This window comes from Streptomyces sp. G-G2, from assembly GCF_030063135.1.
Taxonomy (GTDB): domain Bacteria; phylum Actinomycetota; class Actinomycetes; order Streptomycetales; family Streptomycetaceae; genus Streptomyces.
This window is the reverse complement of record NZ_JASISO010000054.1, coordinates 12,417-30,878: the sequence shown is the minus strand read 5'-3', so window position 1 is coordinate 30,878 and position 18,462 is coordinate 12,417. Positions and strand designations below refer to the sequence as shown.

Here is an 18,462-nt window from a genome sequence, read left to right as displayed (position 1 = left end):
CTCTGCACAGGAGCACCACGCCATGCCCCGTCCCGTCCCCGCCGACCTGCTGCTCACCGGAGCCCGGATCCACACCGTGGACCCGGACCTGCCCGAGGCCGAGGCCCTCGCCGTGTACGACGGCCGGATCGTCTGGGTCGGCCCGGACGCCGGGGCCGAGGAGTGGGCCGGGCCCGCCACCGAACGGATCGAAGCGGGCGGGCGGCTGGTGCTGCCGGGGTTCATCGACGCGCACAACCACGTACGCCTCGGCTCCGACGACGCCTGCGTGCAGCTCGCCGGGGTCCGCACCTTGGAGGCCACCCTCGACCGGATCGGGCAGTGGCGGGAGGCCCACCCGGACGCCGAGTGGATCGAGGCGGAGGCCTTCGACTACTCCGCGATCCCCGGCGGCCGGATGCCCACCGCCGCCGACCTGGACCCGGTCACCGGGGACGTCCCGGCCGTCGTCCTGTCGTACGACGTCCACACGGCCTGGCTGAACACGGCGGCCATGCGCCGCCTCGGGGTCTCCCGCGACCGTACGGACCTGCCCTTCGGCACCGCCGCGGTGGACCCGCGGAGCGGTGAACCCACCGGATTCGTGAAGGACTTCGCCATCAAGGGGCTGTCCCGCGACGGCCACCGCGCGCTGCGCGACCTGGGCGTGCCGTGGGCCTCGCCGGACCGGCAGTACGGGCGGCTCGCCAAGAGCCTGGACGACGCGATCGGTTACGGCATCACCACCGTCGTCGAGCCCCAGAACTCCCTGGACGAGCTGGAGTTGTACGAGCGGGCCCGCGCCGAGGGTCGGCTGCGCTCGCGGATCGTCGCCGCGCTCTTCCACCCGCGCGGCACCACCGACGAGGAACTCGACGTCTTCGCGGCCACCGCCCGCATGTACGCGGGGGACCGGCTGCGGGTCGGCCCCCTGAAGCTGTACATCGACGACGTGGTGGAACCGCGGACCGCCGCCCTGCTGGAGCCCTACACCGGCTGCGGCGCGCACCGCGGCGAGACCTTCTACCCCGCCGAGGAGTTCGCGGAGCTGCTCGCGACGCTGGACGCGCGCGGTTTCCAGTGCTTCGTGCACGCCACCGGCGACCGGGGGATCCGGACCGTCCTGGACGCGGTCGAGCACGCCCGGGCGGTCAACGGCCCGCGCGACGCCCGCCACCAGGTGGTGCACGTGGAATGCCTGGACCCGGCGGACGTGCCGCGCTTCGCCGAGCTGGGGGTGGTGGCCTGCATGCAGCCGCGCCACTGCGCGCCGGAGATCGCGGGCCCGGGGCAGGACTGGGCGGAGAACGTGGGCGAGGAGCGCTGGCACAAGGCGTGGCCGATGCGGAGCCTGCACGAGGCGGGCGCGGTGCTGGCCTTCTCCAGTGACTGGAACGTCGCCGAGATGGACCCGATGATCGGCATCTACACGGCGGTGACCCGGCGCCCCCTGGACGGCGGCGAGTCCTGGCAGCCGGGGGAGACGGTGGACGTGGCCACCGCGGTGCACGGCTACACGATGGGTTCGGCCCACGCCAACTTCCTGGAGGCGGACCGGGGTTCGCTGACCGTGGGCAAGGCGGCGGACTTCGTGGTCCTGTCCCGGGACATCCTCGCCGTCCCGGTGGACCTGATCCCGGGCACGGTCGCCGAGACGGTCGTGGTGGCGGGCGAGGTCGTCCACCGCCACGCGTAGTCCCGGCGGACCCGGCGGACCCGGCGGTCGGCCGGGGCCCGGCGGGGGCTCAGCCGCGCCGCAGGTGCCGGGTGAGCAGGGCGCGGGCCCGGTCGAGGTCCTCGGGGGAGGCCGCTCCGCGCTCGGGGATCAGGTCTCGGGGTGCTCCTCGGGGGCCAGGAACCGGCCCATGGGCAGTACCGGGCGGCCCCAGGTGCTCGCGAGGATCTGCCCGGCCAGCAGGTACAGGGCCCCGAGCGAGGCCAGCAGGCCCGCCCAGCCGGTGATCCGGTTCCAGATCACCTCCCCGGTGAACCCGTTGGCCGTCATGGCGATGAACACGACGAGCACACAGGTGAAGGTGGACAGCAGCACCAGGTGGATCCGCCAGCTGCCCAGCCACAGGACGAACACCACGAACACCCAGGGCAGCGTGAACAGCCCGCTCACGTCCCCGCGCAGCGCGGGTTCGGTGGCGGGCAGCACCCACTGGAGCAGGCAGGCCTTGGCCATCCAGAAGAGGCCGAAGCCCCCGAACACGGTGGCGTGCCAGGTGTCACCGCGCTGTGCCTGGAACAGTCCGGCCAGCAGCTGGGCGAGCCCGCCGATGAAGAACCCGACCAGCGGCAGCACGGAGTGCGCGAGCTTCTCGGGGAAGATCCCCGCGTCGATGCCGGTGGCGATGGTGGTGACCACGATGAAGCCGGTGAGGCCGAGCGCACCCAGCTGCGCCTGGGCGCTGGGCTCCATCCGCTTGACGGAGGCGGACTGGGCCACCGGCCCCTGGCGGTCCCGGAAGGCGCGGCCCGCCAGGTCGCCCGCCGGGTGGTGCCCCAGCGGATCGTTCATCGGACGGCCTCCTCATCGGGCAGGCCGCTGCCCACGGCCGCTCCCGGGCGCCCCCGGTGGAAGATCGCGCAGGCCAGGGTCACCGCGGAGCCGAGTACGGCCCATCCGGCCAGGACCAGCATCGCTGGGCCCGCGTCGTTGCCCCTGAAGTACGCGATGGACCGGGCGGCGTAGGTGCCCGCGCCCGGTGGCAGGACCGGCCCGATGGCCTTCCAGAACGGCGGCAGCAGCGGGTAGGGGTAGGCGCCGCCCGCGCTCGGGTTGCCGAGGACGACCACCAGCAGGATCGCCAGGCCGATGCCGACGACCCCCGCGAGCCCCTGGAACGCCAGGGTGATCGCGCCGACCGCGAAGACGACCAGGGTGCCCAGGCCCCACAGGCCGAAGACGCTGCCGGGCAGCGCGCCCAGGACCGGGCCCGCGATCACCGTGCCGAGCAGTCCGGCGGCGATGGAGTACAGCAGCAGCGCGCCGAGCCGGATGACGGCGCGGGCGGAGTTGGCGGGCCGGGCCCCGGCGCTGATGGCGAGGATCGCGGCGCACAGGTAGCCGCCCACGCACCAGCCGACGACCAGGTAGAAGGAGCTGAGGCCGCGTGCGTCGCCCGCGGCGGCGGGGGCCACGTCGACGACCCGGACCGTGCGGCCCTGGGACTTCTCGGTCAGCTCGACGATCTGTTCGACGGCCTGGGAGAGCGAGGCCCCGGAGCCGCCCGCGACGAGCAGCCGGTCGGTCGTGCCGGAGGGGTCGACGATCAGCGCGCCGTCCACCTCCCGGTTCTTGATCTGGCGCAGGGCCGCGGCCTCGTCCTGGACCGCGCGGGGGGCGAGAGGCCTGCCGGGCAGGGCGGCGAGCTGTTGCACGGACCGCTCGGTGAGCTGGGCGGCCGGGGTGGTCACCGCGAGCGGGATCTCGCTCGGTTTCGGGTGGTGGAAGGCGCCGACGTACGAGGTGATGAAGGCGAGCTGGAGTACCAGCACCCCCAGGACCAGCAGGGCTGCCCTGATGGTCACGGCGTCCTTGATCTCGGCGAGGAAGCCGCCGGAGGTGCCTGGGGCGCCGCCCGAGGGACCTGCGGCCGCGTTGGTGGGCTGGGTCATGGCTTCACGCTCGTTCGGGTGGAGCCGGGGCGCAGCAGGGGTGGGCCGAATGGATGATCGAACACGTGTTTCGCACGTATATTCGAATTGCTCTATGGTGGAGAGCGGGGGAGGTCAGAGGAGTGTCGGGCGCCTCAGTCGGGCGCATCAAGCGAGGCAGGAGGCCGCGGATGCCTGGTTTTACGCATCTGCACACCGTTTCGGGGTACTCCGTGCGCTACGGCGCCTCGCACCCCGAACGGCTCGCGGAGCGCGCCGCCGACCGGGGCATGGACGCCCTCGCGCTCACCGACCGCGACACCCTCGCGGGCGCGGTCCGGTTCCTGAAGGCGTGCGAACGCGCCGGGATCCGGCCCCTGTTCGGCGTCGGACTGGCCGTGGCCCCGGTCCCCGCCCCCGCCGCCGCGCGCGGCTCCGGTGCGGGCCGTCCCGAGGTCTCCCACCGCCCGCGCACCCCCGTCAAGGGCGGCGCCTTCATCGACGAGTCCGCCTCCCGGGCCCTCTTCCTCGCCCGCGACGGAGCCACCGGCTGGGCCGAGCTGTGCCGGATGGTCACCGCCGCCCACGCCCACGCCGCCACCCACGGGGGCTCCCCGCTGCTGCCCTGGGACGCCCTGCGCGGCGCGAGCGGGGTGCACGTCCTGCTCGGCCCCGACTCCGAGGTCGGCCGGGCCCTGGCCGCGGGCCGCCCCGACCGGGCCGCCCGGCTGCTCGCCCCCTGGCGGGAGACCTACGGCGAGGCCCTGCGCCTGGAGGCCGTCGACCACGGCCGCCCGGGCGCCGGCCCAGGCTCGCCGCGCCTCGCCGCCCGCACCGTCGGCTTCGCCGCCGAGCAGGGCGTACCGGCCGTGCTCAGCAATGCCGTGCGCTACGCCGACCAGGGCGGGGGCCGGGTCGCCGATGTCCTGGACGCGGCCCGCAGGCTCGTCCCCGTCGACCCCCGGCGCGGCCTCGACAGCGGGGAGCGCTGGCTCAAGGGCCCCGCCGCCATGGCCGCGACCGCCGACCGGATCGCGCGGGCGGCGGGCCTCGGCCCGTCCGGCGCCCGCGCCCTGCTCGACGCCACCCGCGAGACCGCCGAGGCCTGCGCGGTCGACCCGGCGGACGACCTCGGCATCGGCGAGGTGCACTTCCCCGAGCCCCGGCTCGTCGGCGCCGCCCACCGCACGGCCCAGCGGGTGCTCGCCTCCCGGTGCTCGGCGGGCATGGTGCTGCGCGTCCACGCGAACAGCCCCCGGTACTGGGAGCGGCTCCACCACGAGCTGGACATCATCGCCTACCACGGCTTCGCCTCGTATTTCCTGACGGTCGCTCAAGTGGTGGACGACGTGAAGGAGATGGGGATCCGGGTGGCCGCGCGCGGCTCCGGCGCGGGCTCCCTGGTCAACCACCTCATCGGCATCGCGCACGCAGACCCCGTCGAGCACGGGCTGCTGATGGAGCGCTTCCTGTCCAAGCGCCGCCGCGTCCTGCCCGACATCGACATCGACGTCGAGTCCGCGCGCCGCCTGGAGGTCTACCGCCGGATCATCGGCCGCTTCGGCACCGAGCGGGTCGCCACCGTCGCCATGCCCGAGACCTACCGGGTCCGCCACGCCATCCGTGACGTCGGCGCGGCCCTGTCCATGGACCCCGCCGAGACCGACCGGCTCGCCAAGGCCTTCCCGCACATCCGGGCCCGGGACGCCCGCGCGGCCCTCGCCGAACTCCCCGAACTGAGCGGCGTACGCGGGGAATCGCACGAGCTGCTCTGGGAGCTGGTCGAGGCGCTGGACGCGCTGCCGCGCGGGATCGCCATGCATCCGTGCGGGGTACTGCTCTCCGACGCCTCGCTGCTCGCCCGTACGCCGGTGGTCCCCACCAGCGGCGAGGGCTTCCCCATGTCCCAGTTCGACAAGGAGGACGTGGAGGACCTCGGGCTGCTCAAACTCGACGTGCTCGGGGTGCGGATGCAGTCGGCGATGGCGCACGCGGTCGCCGAGATCCGGCGCGGTACGGGGCAGGAGCTGGACCTGGACGACCCGGCGCAGGTGCCGCCGGGCGACGAGGCGACGTACGCGCTGATCCGCTCGGCCGAGACGCTGGGCTGCTTCCAGATCGAATCGCCCGGCCAGCGCGACCTGGTGGGGCGGCTCCAGCCCTCGACCTTCCACGACCTGGTCGTGGACATCTCCCTCTTCCGGCCCGGACCGGTCGCCGCCGACATGGTCCGCCCCTTCATCGAGGCCCGGCACGGGCGGGCCCCGGTCCGCTTCCCGCACGAGGACCTGGCGCGCCCGCTGCGCGAGACCTACGGGGTCGTCGTCTTCCACGAACAGATCATCGAGATCGTCGACATCATGACCGGCTGCGGCCGCGACGAGGCCGACCGGGTGCGGCGCGGGCTCTCCGACCCGGACTCGCAGGCCCGGATCCGGGTCTGGTTCGCGGCCCGGGCCGCCGGGAACGGCTACCGGCCCGAGGTGATCGCCCGTACCTGGGAGATCATCGAGGCCTTCGGCTCGTACGGCTTCTGCAAGGCGCACGCCGTGGCCTTCGCGGTCCCGACCTACCAGTCCGCGTGGCTCAAGGCGCACCACCCGGCCGCCTTCTACACCGGGCTGCTCACCCACGACCCGGGCATGTACCCCAAGCGGCTGCTGCTCGCGGACGCGCGCCGGCGCGGGGTGCCGGTGCTGCCGCTGGACGTGAACCGGTCGGCGGCCGCCCACCGTATCGAACTGGTGTCCGGTACGGGCGCCGCCGCGCGCTGGGGACTGCGTCTCGCACTGTCCGACGTCCACGGGATCAGCGAGGCCGAGGCCGCCCGGATCGAGACCGGACAGCCCTACGCCTCCCTGCGCGACTTCTGGGACCGGGCCCGCCCGAGCCGCCCCGTGGCCGAACGGCTCTCGCAGGTCGGCGCCCTCGACGCCTTCGGCGCCAACCGCCGGGACCTGCTCCTGCACCTGTCCGAACTCCACGGCGCCCAGCGGGCGAAGGGCGCGCACGGCCCCCAACTGCCCCTGGACGGCGGGCTGTCCACCGCCTCCGTGGGCCTGCCCGACCTCGACGACACCGAACGGCTCAGCGCCGAGCTGGGCGTCCTCGGCATGGACGCCTCCCGCCACCTCATGAGCGACCACCACACCTTCCTGACCGAACTGGGCGTGCTCCCGGCCAGCGCCCTGCGCACCGCCGCACACGGCCAGACCGTCCTGGTCGCGGGCGCCAAGGCGGCCACCCAGACCCCGCCGATCCGCTCCGGCAGGCGGGTCATCTTCACCACCCTCGACGACGGCACCGGCCTGGTCGACCTCGCCTTCTTCGACGACAGCCACGTGGCGTGCGCCCACACCGTCTTCCACTCCTTCCTGCTGCTGGTGCGCGGAGTGGTCCAGCGGCGCGGCCCGCAGAGCCTGAGCGTGGTCGGCGAGGCCGCCTGGAACCTCGCCCAACTGGCCGAACTGCGTTCCGCCGGAGGTCTGGAGGCGGTCGCGGCCGCCCTCGCCGTACCGGCGCCCGCCACACCGTCCGCCTCCGGTCAGGCCCCCGCCGAAGCCCCCGCCGAAGCGTCCGCCGCACCGGCCCCCGGCCGCCGGATCACGCTGCCGAACGGGTACGAGATGCACCCCTGGGCGGACCTCCAGCCCCCGGGCACCGGCCCCGCCACCGGCCGCAAGCTCTGGCACTCCAGTCCGGGGAGCGCGGGATGAACCCGGGTGCGGACCCCGCCGGGTCCGTGCTGTGCCTGCGCTTCCGCCGGGCCGACGGAGCCCCGCTCGACGCGCCCGCCCACGCCGGGCTGCTCACCCTGCTGGGCGCCCTGACCCCGGTGGTCCAGGCGCTGCCGCCCGACGGGGCCCTCGCCGATGTCCGGGGCGCGCTGCGCTACTTCGGGCGGGACGCGGCCGAACTGGCCGCCGTGATCCGGGTCCGGGCCCTCGCCCTGTACGGCGCCGAGTGCGCCCTCGGCGGCGCCGCGAACCCGATGCTGGCCACCCTGGCGGCCCGCGCGGCCGGACCCGGGCGCACCCTGCTGATCCCGGACGAGCCCGCCGCCGTACGGGAGTTCCTGGCCGGGCGGCCCGTCGCGGCCCTACCCGGAGTGGGCCCCAAGGCGGCCCGGGTGCTCTGCTCCTACGGTCTCGACACCATCGGCCGGGTCGCCGCCGCCCCGCCCGCGACCCTGCGGCGGATCCTGGGACCCCGGGCCGGGCGGGAGGTCCACGAGCGGGCCCACGGCATCGACCGGACCCCGGTGCTGCCCGGCGCGGCCGCGCGTTCACTGGCCGCCGAGCGCCCCTTCGGCCGGGACGAGCTGGACCCCGTACGCCACCGCCGCGCCCTGCTCTCCCTCACCGAGGAGATCGGCGCCCGGCTGCGCGCCCGGGACCAGGTCTGCCGCGCGCTCTCCCTCACGGTGCGCTGCGCCGACCGCACGACCGTGACCCGGACCCGCGTGCTGCCGGAACCCACCGCCCACTCGGCCACCCTGACCGCCACGGCGTACGCCGTCCACGCGTCCCTGGGTCTCCAGCGGGCCCGGGTCCGCGCGCTCTCCCTGCGCGCGGAGGAACTGGCCCCGGCCACCCGGGCCGTCCACCAGCTGACCTTCGACCCCGAGGACGAGAAGGCCCGCAGGCTGGAGGCGGTCACGGACCGGATCCGGGCCAGGTTCGGCCCGTCCGCCATAGCCCGCGGCAGCCTGGCGGCCTGAACCGCGCGGCCTGTTCACGCGGCCCGGCCGGAACCCCTCGCGCGAGCCGCGGGTGAACCCGTTCGCCGTGCGACACGCATTCTTTACTGACGCGTAACTTCCAAGTCTTGCTACTCGCCCGTAATTTGGCGTCAGCAGCACCCCCATGTGATCCGGATCACGGGACTCCCCCACGTTCTTTCCCCTTGACCCGCAAGGAGATCACTCGATGCTGCCCTGGAGACGACGCCTGCTCCGCTCGCTGGCCGTCCTCGCACTCGCCGCCGCCACCCTGGTCCCCGCCGGGTCCGCGCAGGCGGCTTCCGCCCCGTACAGCGGGTGGAACAACTGGTCCTGCAAGCCCTCCGCCGCGCACCCGCGCCCCGTGGTGCTGGTCCACGGCACCTTCGGCAACTCCATCGACAACTGGCTCGGGTTCGCGCCGTACCTCGTGGACCGCGGATACTGCGTCTACTCCCTCGACTACGGCCAGCTGCCCGGCGTGCCCCTCTTCAACGGACTCGGTCCGATCGACAAGTCCGCCGGTCAGCTCGACGTCTTCGTCGACAAGGTGCTCGCCTCCACCGGCGCCGCCAAGACCGACATCGTCGGGCACTCGCAGGGCGGCATGATGCCGAACTACTACCTGAAGTTCCTCGGCGGCGCGGCCAAGGTCAACGCGATGGTCGGGATCGCCCCCGACAACCACGGAACCACCCTGCTCGGGCTCACCCAGCTGCTGCCCTACTTCCCCGGGGCCGGGGACCTGATCAGCTCCGCCACCCCGGGGCTGGCCGACCAGATCGCGGGCTCGCCCTTCATCACCAAGCTGAACGCGGGCGGCGACACCGTGCCCGGAGTCGCGTACACGGTCATCACGACCAAGTTCGACGAGGTGGTCACCCCGTACCGGACCCAGTTCCTCGACGGGCCGAACGTACACAACGTCCTGCTCCAGGACCTGTGCGGAGTCGACCTCTCCGAGCACGTCGCGATCGGCCTGACCGACCGGATCGCCTGGCACGAGGCGGCCAACGCGCTCGACCCGCAGCACGCGCGGCGGACCACCTGCGCGTCGGTCTTCGACTGACGCGCGAGCGGTCCGCGGGGCGCTGAGCAGGAAGGGAGCGCGGGCCGTCAGCGGCCGTGACGACCGGCGGTGGTCCGGCGACGGGCCACGCCGAAGAGCACGGCCGCACCGGCGGCGAGCGCACCCGCCCCGGCGATCGCGATCATCGGGGTCGCACCGTCGCCGCCGGTCTGGGCGAGATTGCCGTCCGCCGGGCTCTGCGACGTGACCGGGACGGCCGACGCCCCGTTCGTCTTCGGGTCGTTGTCGCCGTGACCGCTGTGCTCGACCGTGGACTTGTCCGCCCCGGCCGCGATCTGCTCGTCCGTGGGCGCCTTCGCGGGGTCCTGCGCGGAGCCCGGTGCGGGATCCGCCGGGACCTGTCCCGCCGACGGCTTGGAGCCGGGCTTCCCGGTGGCGCCCTCCTCCGGGTGCGCGGAGGCGGCGGGACCGGCGGTCGGCCCGGTGCCGCTCCCGCCGCTGTCCTTGCCGAAGACCACGTCGGAGCAGGAGTAGAAGGCCTCCGGGCTGTCCGAGCGCTGCCAGACGCTGTAGATGAGGTGGCGGCCGGTCTTCTTCGGGACGGCGGCGGAGAACACGTAGTCGCCGTTCCGCATGCCCGGGTCGCTGACCTTCGCGAAGGGCGTGGCCTCCAGATCGGACCACTTCAGCGGCTTCGACGGGTCGTAGGAGTCCTTCGTGACATACAGCTCGAAGGACCCCTTGTGCGGGGCGGTCCCCTTGTACCGGAAGGTGTGCGCGCCCGCCGCCATCGGGCTGGCGGGCCAGTCGGCGCGGGCCAGGTCCAGGCCCTTGTACTTGCTGTTGCCCGCCGAGCACAACTGCCCGTCCGGGATCAGCGACTTGCTCTGGCCCGCCGCGTTGGCGATGTTCACCGCGTTCCAGTCGTAGAAGGCCTGCGCGCCGCTCGCCGAGACGGCCGCCTTGCACGCCGCCGACCGGGGTGATTCCGGCCCCTCCGCGTAGCACGCGGCCACCCGGCTGACCGGGTCCGTCATCGAGCCGTGGGCCGCCGCGGGCGAGGCGGTGTACGCGGCCACCGCGAGCGGGGCCAGGCCCAGGGCGGCGATACGGGCGGCGGTGCGCGGGGCGGTGCTGGGGCGGCGTGCGGACATGGATGGAACTCCTCTGGGCGGGGCGTACGGGGGTACGGCCGGTGGACCGGGCTGGGTGGCGCCGCTCCCGATGGGTGACGACGCCGCCTCCGGCCCTCCCTGGCTCGCCCAAGCTAGCCACTGGAACCGCCCGTTCCGAGGCCTTCGGGCCCCGGAGGGCGATCCTTAGGGCGCAGTTAAGGACGCGCTAAGCGGGCCCACAGGAACGCCCCCGTCCACGGGTCCACCCGCGCGGTTCAGCCGAGCAGCGCGGCCAGGCCGGCCGCCGAACGGGCCTGGCGCTCCAGCGCGTCGAGGGCCGCCACGGCCCGCATGGCGGCCTCCGGGTCGCGCCCCGCGAGGCCGCTCTCGGCGAACTCGTCCTCGTCCAGGCGCCGTACGTCCGACCCGTCCGCCGAGACCCACAGGTCGAGGTCGAGGTCCTCCACCAGGATCTCGCCGTCGCTCATCACGGCCGGCCGGGTGATGTCGCAGTACCAGCCCTTGAGGACACCGGTGGCGCCGCGCACCTCCTTGACCGCGTACCAGCGGTCCCGCCAGAAGTGCTCGGTGAATACGTCGCCCGGCTCGAAGCGGACGAAGCCGAAGTCGCGCACGCCCGGGGCCGCCCAGGGGGCGCGTACGGAGATCCGGGCACCGGTGTCGGCCAGCAGGGCGGCCCGATAGCGGATCTTGGTCCGGTCGCCCTTGACCAGGGCGACGGTCACGGTCCCCGGGTCCCGCGGCGCCAGCTTCTTCGTGTACCGGACCTCGGCGGCGCAGACCTCGTACCCGAAGCCCTTGTTGACCGCCAGCATCGGGGCGTTCGCGGTGTCGTTGCCGGTGAACGCCTCCGTGTACCCCGCCGCCCGGGCCCGCCGCAGCGAGGCGGCCTTGGCCAGCTTGGCCAGCCCCCGGCCGCGGAAGGCGCGCCGGGTGCCGGTCATGGCCGAGGCGTAGCGGGTGGCCCCGTCGGTGTGGGCCGCGGTGAAGGCCGCCACCGCGCCGTCGACGAGGACCACGGTGCTCAGCTCCCGGTCCAGGGCGGGGCTCCGCCAGATGTGCAGCAGCCAGCCGTCGTAGTCGTCCATCTCGGTCGCCACGTCGCCCGGTTCGTCGCAGGAGGTCTCCGCGTCCGCCTCGAACAGGGGCCGCGGATCGGCCTCGAAGGCGGCGGCGGTCCGCAGCTCGACCCCGGTCGGCAGGGCGCCCGGCAGCTCCGGCAGGGCGGCGGTGGTCAGGTCCAGGCGCAGGAAGTACGCGCTCCGGCTGGCCCGGTACCCCCGGCGCTCGGCGAAGGCGCGGGGCGCGGGCTCGTCCAGGACCCACGCGAACACATCGGTGGCCCCCCGCGCCGCGAGGTGGTGCTCCGCGGCGCGCGCCAGCGGGCCACCCGCTCCGAGACCCCGGTGCAAGGGGTCGACGTACACGTTGAGGAAGGCCTGACCCGGCTCCGGGCTGTCGTGCGCGACGCCCACCTGGGCGCTGCCCACCACCGTGCCGTCGGCCGTCTCGGCGACCAGCAGGCGGTAGTGCCGGTCGGGGTGGGCGGAGGCGAGTTCGAAGGCGACGCCCTCAACAGTGGTGATCATGAAGGGCAGTGCGGCCCGGCGCACCCGGACCACGGCCTCGGCGTCCGCCACGTCACCGGGGCGCAGGTCGCGAATCAGAACGGTCATGAGCGCGACGCTACGTGCGGCGCTCCGCGGCCCGCCTCCGAATTACCCTCCGATGGGCGACAATCGGGCCCGTGACCTCGACGAACCTGAAGCTCACCCTTGACGGCGCGGCCGGTGCGGCCGCCCCCTACGAACAGCTGCGCGCGCAGATCTCCCGGCAGGCGCGCTCGGGCCGGCTGCCCGCCGGCTTCAAACTGCCGACGGTGCGCGGGCTCGCGGAGGAGCTGGGCCTGGCCGCGAACACGGTCGCCAAGGCCTACCGGGCGCTGGAGTCCGACGGGGTGATCGAGACGCGCGGCCGCAACGGCACCTTCATCGCGGCCACGGGCGACGCCCCGGCCCGCGAGGCCTCGGCGGCGGCCCAGACCTACGCGGAGCGCGCCCACCGCCTCGGCCTCACCCGGGAGGCGGCCGAGGCCGCCGCCGTGACCGCCCTGCGCGCGCGGTACGGGAGCTGAGAGCGGCGGGTCCTGGGGGTGCGCGGGGGTCCTAGAGGTACAGCCCCGCGTCGGGCCCGTGCGCCTGCGGCGGCAGCAGCGAGCCGGGGCCCGCGCCGCGCCGCAGCGCGAACAGCTCGGCCAGGGTGGCGCCCTCGCGCGGCACCCCCTCGTCGGTGCCCAGCCAGTCCACCGCCTCCCGGTGCGTCAGCTTGTCCACCTCGATCCGCGCCAGGCAGCGCCCGGGCCGGACCACCGCCGGGTGCAGCCGCTCCAGGTCCTCGTTGGTGGTGACCCCGACCAGGACGTTGCGGCCCTGGCCGAGCAGCCCGTCCGTCAGGTTCAGCAGCCGTGACAGGGCCTGCCCGGCGGTGTGCCGGGCCTCGCCGCGGATCAGCTCGTCGCAGTCCTCCAGCAGCAGCAGCCGCCAGCGGCCCTTGGCCGTGCCCTCGTCCTCGCCGATGGCGATGTCCATCAGGTAGCCGACGTCGTTGAACAGCCGTTCGGGATCGAGTACGCAGTCCACCTGGCACCAGTCCCGCCAGGAGCGGGCGAGCGTGCGCAGCGCGGAGGTCTTGCCGGTCCCGGGCGGCCCGTGGAGCAGCAGCAGCCGCCCCGCGATGTCGTCCGGGGTCACCTTCATCAGCCGGTCCAGCGACCCGGCGACCGGGGCGGTGTAGTTGGGCCGCACCTCCGCCCAGGTACCGGCCGCGATCTGGCGGGTCGTCCGGTACGGGCCCCGGCGCGGGGAGACGTACCAGAAGCCCATGGTGACGTTCTCGGGCTGCGGTTCGGGTTCGTCCTGCACGCCCTCGGTGGCCTCGCCCACCACGGTGGAGGCGAGTTCTTCGCTGACCGCCGTCACCGTGACGTCCGCGCCGCGGCTCCAGCGGGAGACGAGCATGGTCCAGCCCTCGCCCTCGGCGAGGGTGGCGCTGCGGTCGGAGTCGCGCGCGGAGCGCAGCACGGTGGCCGCGGGCGGCACCAGGCTGGCCCCGGCCTTGACCCGCTCGATGGACACGCTGTGCGAGTACGGCTGCTCGCCGGACGCGAACCGGCCGAGGAACAGCGCGTCGACGACGTCCGACGGGGAGTCGCTGTCGTCGACGTTGAGCCGGATCGGCAGCGCGTCATGAGGGTTGGCTGGCATGGCGCCCATGATCCGGCACGAAGTGCCCCTGTGCACCCGTGTTTCGCCGGAACGGGTGGGTGACTTCCCTCTTCAAACACCCCCGTGGTGAAGATTCCGGCGGGAACTCCACCCCGAACATTCTTGGCATGAACACTTCCAGTGGGCCCCAGCTCCTTGTACCACAGAACGGACAGGAAACCCCCACAAGGAGCCGTACATGAGATTGTCACGGTTTGCCGCTTTAACCTCGTCACTCCTCCTGGCCGCGGGCGCCGCACTGCTCGGCGCCGGTCAGGCCTCCGCCGCCCAGGCGGACTTCGGCTATGTCGCGCTCGGCGACTCGTACTCCTCCGGTGTCGGATCCGGGAACTACGACAGCTCCAGCGGCGATTGCAAGCGCACCAGCCGGGCCTACCCAGCCCTCTGGGCCGCCTCGCACGCGCCCCAGACCTTCGCCTTCACCGCCTGCTCGGGCGCCCGTACCGGCGATGTCCTCGCCAACCAGCTCGCCCCGCTGAACACCGGAACCGACCTCGTCAGCCTCACCGTCGGGGGCAACGACGCCGGATTCTCGGACGTGATGCAGACCTGTGTGCTCCAGTCCGAGGCCACCTGCATCACCCGGGTCGACCAGGCCAGGGCCTACGTCGACTCCACCCTGCCCGGCAAGCTCGACCAGGTGTACAGCGCCATCGACTCGCGCGCGCCCAACGCCCACGTCGTCGTCCTCGGCTACCCCCGCTTCTACAAGCTCAACGGCAGCTGCCTCGCCGGGCTGTCCGAAGGCAAGCGCGCCGCGATCGACGGCGCGTCCGACTACCTGAACGCGGCGCTCGCCAAACGCGCCGCCAACCACGGATTCAGCTTCGCCTCCGTCACCAGCGCCTTCACCGGCCACGAGATCTGCACCAGCAGCGAATGGCTGCACAGCCTCAACTGGGCCAACATCGGCGAGTCCTACCACCCGACCGCGACCGGCCAGTCCAGCGGCTACCTGCCGGTCTTCACCAGCGCGGCCTGAGCGCCACGGGGCACGTGATCTAGGGCGTCGGGGCCGGACCGACCGGCCGGCCCGGCGCGCCGGGTGAACCGGACGGCCCGGGGGAGGAGGCTCCGCTCGTCGGAGTCTCCTCCTCGCACGTCACGGAGAAGTCCACCCAGTCGGAGGTGACCGCTCCGGGCCGCCGCACCTCCAGCCGGACCGCGTCGTCCAGGGTGGTCCCCGGCCGGTGGCTCAGCTCGGTGAAGTTCAGCTCCCGGGCCGTCGGGCCGCCCGCGTCGAAGGTGACGGCCTGCCAGTCGGGCGCCGAACTCACCCCGCTGCGGGTGGCCCAGCGGTACTCCACGACCACCGGCGTACGGACCACCGACAGCGTCGCCGCGAAGGCGGGCGCGGCGGCCTCCGGCGGCGGGCACGGACCGGAGTAGCGGCCGCGCACCGCGTGCACGGCGAGGGTGACGCTCTGGGCGGGGGTGGCCGAGGCGCTCGGTGACGGGCTGGGCGAAGGGCTGGGCGAGGGGGTGGTGGCCGAGGGCGCCGGGCCGCTGGTGACCGGGGAGGCGCTCGGCGAAGCGGCCCCGCCGCCCGTCGGACCGCCGCCCGCGCGGTCCTCGAACAGCAGCCAGCCCAGGAGCGCCAGCACCAGCAGCAGGACCACGATGCCGAAGGCGAGGACCAGACCCGCCCCCGTGCGCGGCGCGGGGTCCGCGGGCCCGTGACCGGACTCCCGCCGCGGCTGCGGCGCGGGCAGCGCGGGCGTGGGGGAGCCGTACGGGCCGGCCGCGGCGCCGGAGAAGGCCCCGGGGGAGCCCCCGGCGCGGTCGCCGTGGTGCGCGGTCGCCGTCGGCGAATCGGGCCCCGACACCGGCCCGCCCTCCGACCGTACGGTCCCGCCGGCGCCCACCACCCGCAGCATCCGCGCCGCCTCCGGCGCGGTCAGCCGCCGCGCCGGGTCCTTGCGCAGCAGTCCCTCCAGTACGGGCTCCAGCGCTCCGGCGCGGCGCGGCGGCGGCAGTTCCCGCTCCACCACGGCCTGGAGGGTGGCGATCGGGGAGTCCTGGCGGAAGGGGGTGCTGCCCTCCACCGCCGCGTACAGCATCACGCCCAGCGACCACAGGTCCGACCCGGGTCCGGGCGCGGCCCCCAGCGCGGCCTCCGGCGCCAGGTACTCGGGGGAGCCGATCACCTCCCCGGTCATCGTGATCGAGGCGGAACCCTCCAGCCGGGCGATCCCGAAGTCGCTCAGGAGCACCCGCCCGTCGTTGGCGATGAGGACGTTCCCGGGCTTCACGTCGCGGTGCAGTACGCCCGCCTCGTGCGCGGAGCGCAGCGCCGACAGCACCTGCTCGCCGATGTGCGCGGCCCGCTGCGGGGACAGCGGGCCGTCGGCCTCCAGCATCTCCGCGAGCGAGAGCCCGCGCACCAGTTCCATCACGATCCAGGGCCGGCCGCCGTCGGTGGCCACGTCGTAGACGGTGACCACCCCGCGGTGCGTGACCCGGGCCGAGGCCCAGGCCTCCCGCTCCAGGCGCGCGTACATGCGCTGCACCTCGGCCTCGTCCAGGCCGGCCGGGGCCCGGACCTCCTTCACGGCCACCTCGCGGCCCAGGACCTCGTCCCGGGCCCGCCAGACGACGCCCATGCCGCCCCGGCCCAGCGGACCCAGCAGCCGGTACCGCCCCGCGACCACGCGTTCGTCGCCGCTCGGCTCTCCGCTCACGCGGGCCCCCTCGTTCGGGTAACGGGATGATCACTCCAAGTTAACCGATCGGCCGCCGTGTGACTCCCGCCGCGTCGCAACTCGCGGGCTCGCACGTCCGGGCGGTCCCCGCCACCCTTCTGACGCGGGATCACTTCGGAGAGTGATGGACGACTGCGCTCAGTAATCGTCAACTGGGGTCGCCGAAGGGGTAATTCACGCGACCGGGATACCCGACTGCGACGCGAGGGCGATAGGGTTAACCTGCCCGGGCCGGGTGCCCTCGTACGGGTGGGGAGAGACATGGAACAGATAGCAATGCGTAGCAGGCCGCCTCGCGTGCCTGCCATCACCTGCGGCAGTAGCGCGACCAGTTCGCGCCTCGACCGTCATCTCGCCGTGCTGGGCGGACCCGCCGTCCCGCACTGCGACGCCATCGAGGCGACGCTGCTGATGCGTGAGCTGACGTCGCGCGACCATACGCACGTCCAGCGGAGCCGGAGCGCGCGCGTCTCGCTCTTCGCCCCGTTGCGGCGGCTGCGTCGCACACTCTTCGGCAGCCGCCGCTCGTAACTGCCACCGGATCCAGGGCCGTTGCGGCGGTCGCCGGATCCGCACCACGCGCCGGTGACCGCCCCGGTCGGCCCGGCTCCGGTCAACGCTGTCCCCGGTCAACCCGGCCGCCCGTCACCCGGTCGCCGGTCAACGCCGTACCCGGTCAACGCCTTACCCGATCGGTCTCTCCCCGGTCGTTCCGGTTCCCGGCCTCAGGCGATCACGCCGTCCCGGCGCAGCGCCGTGAGCTGCGCGCCCGTCATCCCCAGGGCGCGCAGCAGGGCGTCGGTGTGCTCGCCGAGCGCGGGAACCGCGCCCATCCGCGGTTCCGGGCCGCCCGGCAGGCCGATGGGCGGCAGCAGGGCCCGCAGCGGCCCTGCCGGTGAACCGATCTCCCGCCAGCGGTCCCGAGCGGCGAGCTGCGGGTGCCCGGCCAGTTGGGCCACCGAGTTCAGCCGGGCGCAGGCGATCCCGGCCGCCTCCAGCCGCGCGAGTGCCCCGGCCGCCGTGAACCGGGCCAGCGCCTCGGCGACCACCGCGTCGGTCTTCTCCCGGTTCGCGGTGCGCGCCGCATTCGTCGCGTACGCCGCATCCTCGGCCAACTCCGGTCGCTCCAGCACCTGTTCGGCGAGCCGGCGCCACTCGCGGTCGTTCTGCACCGACAGGAGCACCCGGTCCCCGTCGGCGGTCGGGTAGGCGTCGTACGGTGCGATCACGGCGTGCGCGAGACCGGTCCGGGCGGGCTCCTCGCCGCCGTGCATCGTCAGGTGCAGCGGGTGGCCCATCCACTCGGCGAGCGCGTCCAGCATCGACACCTCGACCGGTCCGCCGAGCCCGGTGGTGGCGCGCCGCAGCAGGGCCGCGAGGACCCCGGAGAACGCGTACATGGCCGCGGCGATGTCGGCGGCCGGGATGCCCGCCTTGACCGGCTGTCCGGGGGTGCCGGTGACCGAGACCAGGGCCGCCTCGCACTGGACGAGCATGTCGTAGGCCCGCTTGTGCGCGTACGGTCCCTGGGCGCCGTAGCCCGAGATGTCCACGGCGACCAGCCGCGGGTAGCGCGCGCAGAGCGCGGCCGCGTCCAGCCCGAGCCGGGCCGCGGCCCCCTGGGCGAGGTTCTGCACGAAGACGTCCGCCCCGGCGAGCAGGCCGTGCAGGGCCTCCCGGCCGCGCGGGTCCTTGAGGTCGAGCGCGATCGACTCCTTGCCGCGGTTGGCCCAGACGAAGTGGGAGGCCAGCCCGTGGGCGGCGGTGTCGTAGCCGCGCGCGAAGTCGCCCCCGTCGGGGCGCTCCACCTTGATGACCCGGGCCCCGAGGTCGGCGAGCTGGCGGGTGGCGAAGGGAGCGGAGACGGCCTGCTCGACGGCGACGACGGTGATCCCGTCGAGGGGGAGGGGGAGCGGGGAGGGCCGGTGCGGGGTGCCGGGGCGCGGGGTGTCGCTGTCACGGTGCATGACACCGGTACCTACCGGGCCGGACCCCTCCCTGTCACCCC

Annotated in this window: 13 protein-coding genes and 2 pseudogenes; 7 read left to right on the top strand and 8 right to left on the bottom strand. The window is 74.3% G+C overall.

Annotation, left to right across the window (positions count from 1 at the left end; all coding sequences use genetic code 11):
- Positions 1-22: 22 nt before the first annotated feature.
- Complete coding sequence (locus QMF80_RS32115; RefSeq protein WP_283459714.1) at positions 23-1,675, top strand: amidohydrolase; 1,653 nt, start codon at positions 23-25, stop codon at positions 1,673-1,675.
- Positions 1,676-1,804: 129 nt separating this feature from the next.
- Here QMF80_RS32115 and QMF80_RS32110 read toward each other — a convergent pair whose 3' ends face one another.
- Complete coding sequence (locus QMF80_RS32110; protein ID WP_283459710.1) at positions 1,805-2,503, bottom strand: acetate uptake transporter; 699 nt, start codon at positions 2,501-2,503, stop codon at positions 1,805-1,807.
- On the bottom strand, positions 2,500-3,603 hold the full coding sequence (locus tag QMF80_RS32105; RefSeq protein WP_283459708.1) for a YhgE/Pip domain-containing protein: 1,104 nt from the start codon (positions 3,601-3,603) through the stop codon (positions 2,500-2,502). Before QMF80_RS32105 ends, QMF80_RS32110 begins: the two co-directional genes overlap by 4 nt.
- A gap of 170 nt (positions 3,604-3,773) precedes the next feature.
- Here QMF80_RS32105 and QMF80_RS32100 point away from each other — a divergent pair, with 170 nt between their 5' ends.
- The 3 genes from QMF80_RS32100 to QMF80_RS32090 all read left to right on the top strand — a co-directional run bounded on the left by QMF80_RS32100 (position 3,774) and on the right by QMF80_RS32090 (position 9,371).
- Positions 3,774-7,298, top strand: a complete 3,525-nt coding sequence (locus tag QMF80_RS32100; RefSeq protein WP_283459706.1) for a DNA polymerase III subunit alpha — start codon at positions 3,774-3,776, stop codon at positions 7,296-7,298.
- The gene (locus QMF80_RS32095) at positions 7,295-8,302 is read left to right on the top strand and encodes a DNA polymerase Y family protein (protein ID WP_283459704.1); all 1,008 of its coding nucleotides are present in this window, start codon (positions 7,295-7,297) and stop codon (positions 8,300-8,302) included. The genes QMF80_RS32100 and QMF80_RS32095 overlap by 4 nt, the downstream gene beginning before the upstream one ends.
- Before the next feature lie 208 nt (positions 8,303-8,510).
- Positions 8,511-9,371: an esterase/lipase family protein gene (locus QMF80_RS32090; protein ID WP_283459701.1), complete on the top strand. Its 861-nt coding sequence runs from the start codon at positions 8,511-8,513 to the stop codon at positions 9,369-9,371.
- Between the two features lie 47 nt (positions 9,372-9,418).
- Here QMF80_RS32090 and QMF80_RS32085 read toward each other — a convergent pair whose 3' ends face one another.
- The 3 genes and pseudogenes from QMF80_RS32085 to QMF80_RS32075 all read right to left on the bottom strand — a co-directional run.
- Positions 9,419-10,486, bottom strand: a complete 1,068-nt coding sequence (locus QMF80_RS32085) for a lytic polysaccharide monooxygenase auxiliary activity family 9 protein (RefSeq protein WP_283459699.1) — start codon at positions 10,484-10,486, stop codon at positions 9,419-9,421.
- Positions 10,487-10,722: 236 nt separating this feature from the next.
- Positions 10,723-11,055, bottom strand: a pseudogene (locus QMF80_RS32080) (ribonuclease FAU-1 family protein); the annotation flags it as partial.
- Between the two features lie 159 nt (positions 11,056-11,214).
- Positions 11,215-12,144, bottom strand: a pseudogene (locus tag QMF80_RS32075) (GNAT family N-acetyltransferase); the annotation flags it as partial.
- Between the two features lie 71 nt (positions 12,145-12,215).
- Here QMF80_RS32075 and QMF80_RS32070 point away from each other — a divergent pair.
- Positions 12,216-12,602, top strand: a complete 387-nt coding sequence (locus QMF80_RS32070; RefSeq protein ID WP_283459697.1) for a GntR family transcriptional regulator — start codon at positions 12,216-12,218, stop codon at positions 12,600-12,602.
- Between the two features lie 31 nt (positions 12,603-12,633).
- On the opposite strand, the gene QMF80_RS32065 is transcribed toward QMF80_RS32070, so the two are convergent.
- A complete protein-coding gene (locus tag QMF80_RS32065; protein WP_283459695.1) occupies positions 12,634-13,731 on the bottom strand; it encodes a DUF5925 domain-containing protein in 1,098 nt (365 codons plus the stop codon).
- 199 nt (positions 13,732-13,930) lie between these two features.
- Here QMF80_RS32065 and QMF80_RS32060 point away from each other — a divergent pair, with 199 nt between their 5' ends.
- A complete protein-coding gene (locus tag QMF80_RS32060) occupies positions 13,931-14,734 on the top strand; it encodes an SGNH/GDSL hydrolase family protein (protein WP_283459693.1) in 804 nt (267 codons plus the stop codon).
- Between the two features lie 19 nt (positions 14,735-14,753).
- On the opposite strand, the gene QMF80_RS32055 is transcribed toward QMF80_RS32060, so the two are convergent.
- A complete protein-coding gene (locus tag QMF80_RS32055) occupies positions 14,754-16,433 on the bottom strand; it encodes a serine/threonine-protein kinase (RefSeq protein WP_283459691.1) in 1,680 nt (559 codons plus the stop codon).
- Positions 16,434-16,715: 282 nt separating this feature from the next.
- Between QMF80_RS32055 and QMF80_RS32050 the strand changes: the two genes are divergently transcribed.
- Positions 16,716-16,985: a hypothetical protein gene (locus QMF80_RS32050; protein ID WP_283459690.1), complete on the top strand. Its 270-nt coding sequence runs from the start codon at positions 16,716-16,718 to the stop codon at positions 16,983-16,985.
- Between the two features lie 194 nt (positions 16,986-17,179).
- On the opposite strand, the gene QMF80_RS32045 is transcribed toward QMF80_RS32050, so the two are convergent.
- Entirely contained in the window at positions 17,180-18,421 is a 1,242-nt protein-coding gene (locus QMF80_RS32045; protein WP_283459689.1) for a CaiB/BaiF CoA transferase family protein, read from the bottom strand.
- Positions 18,422-18,462: the final 41 nt, after the last annotated feature.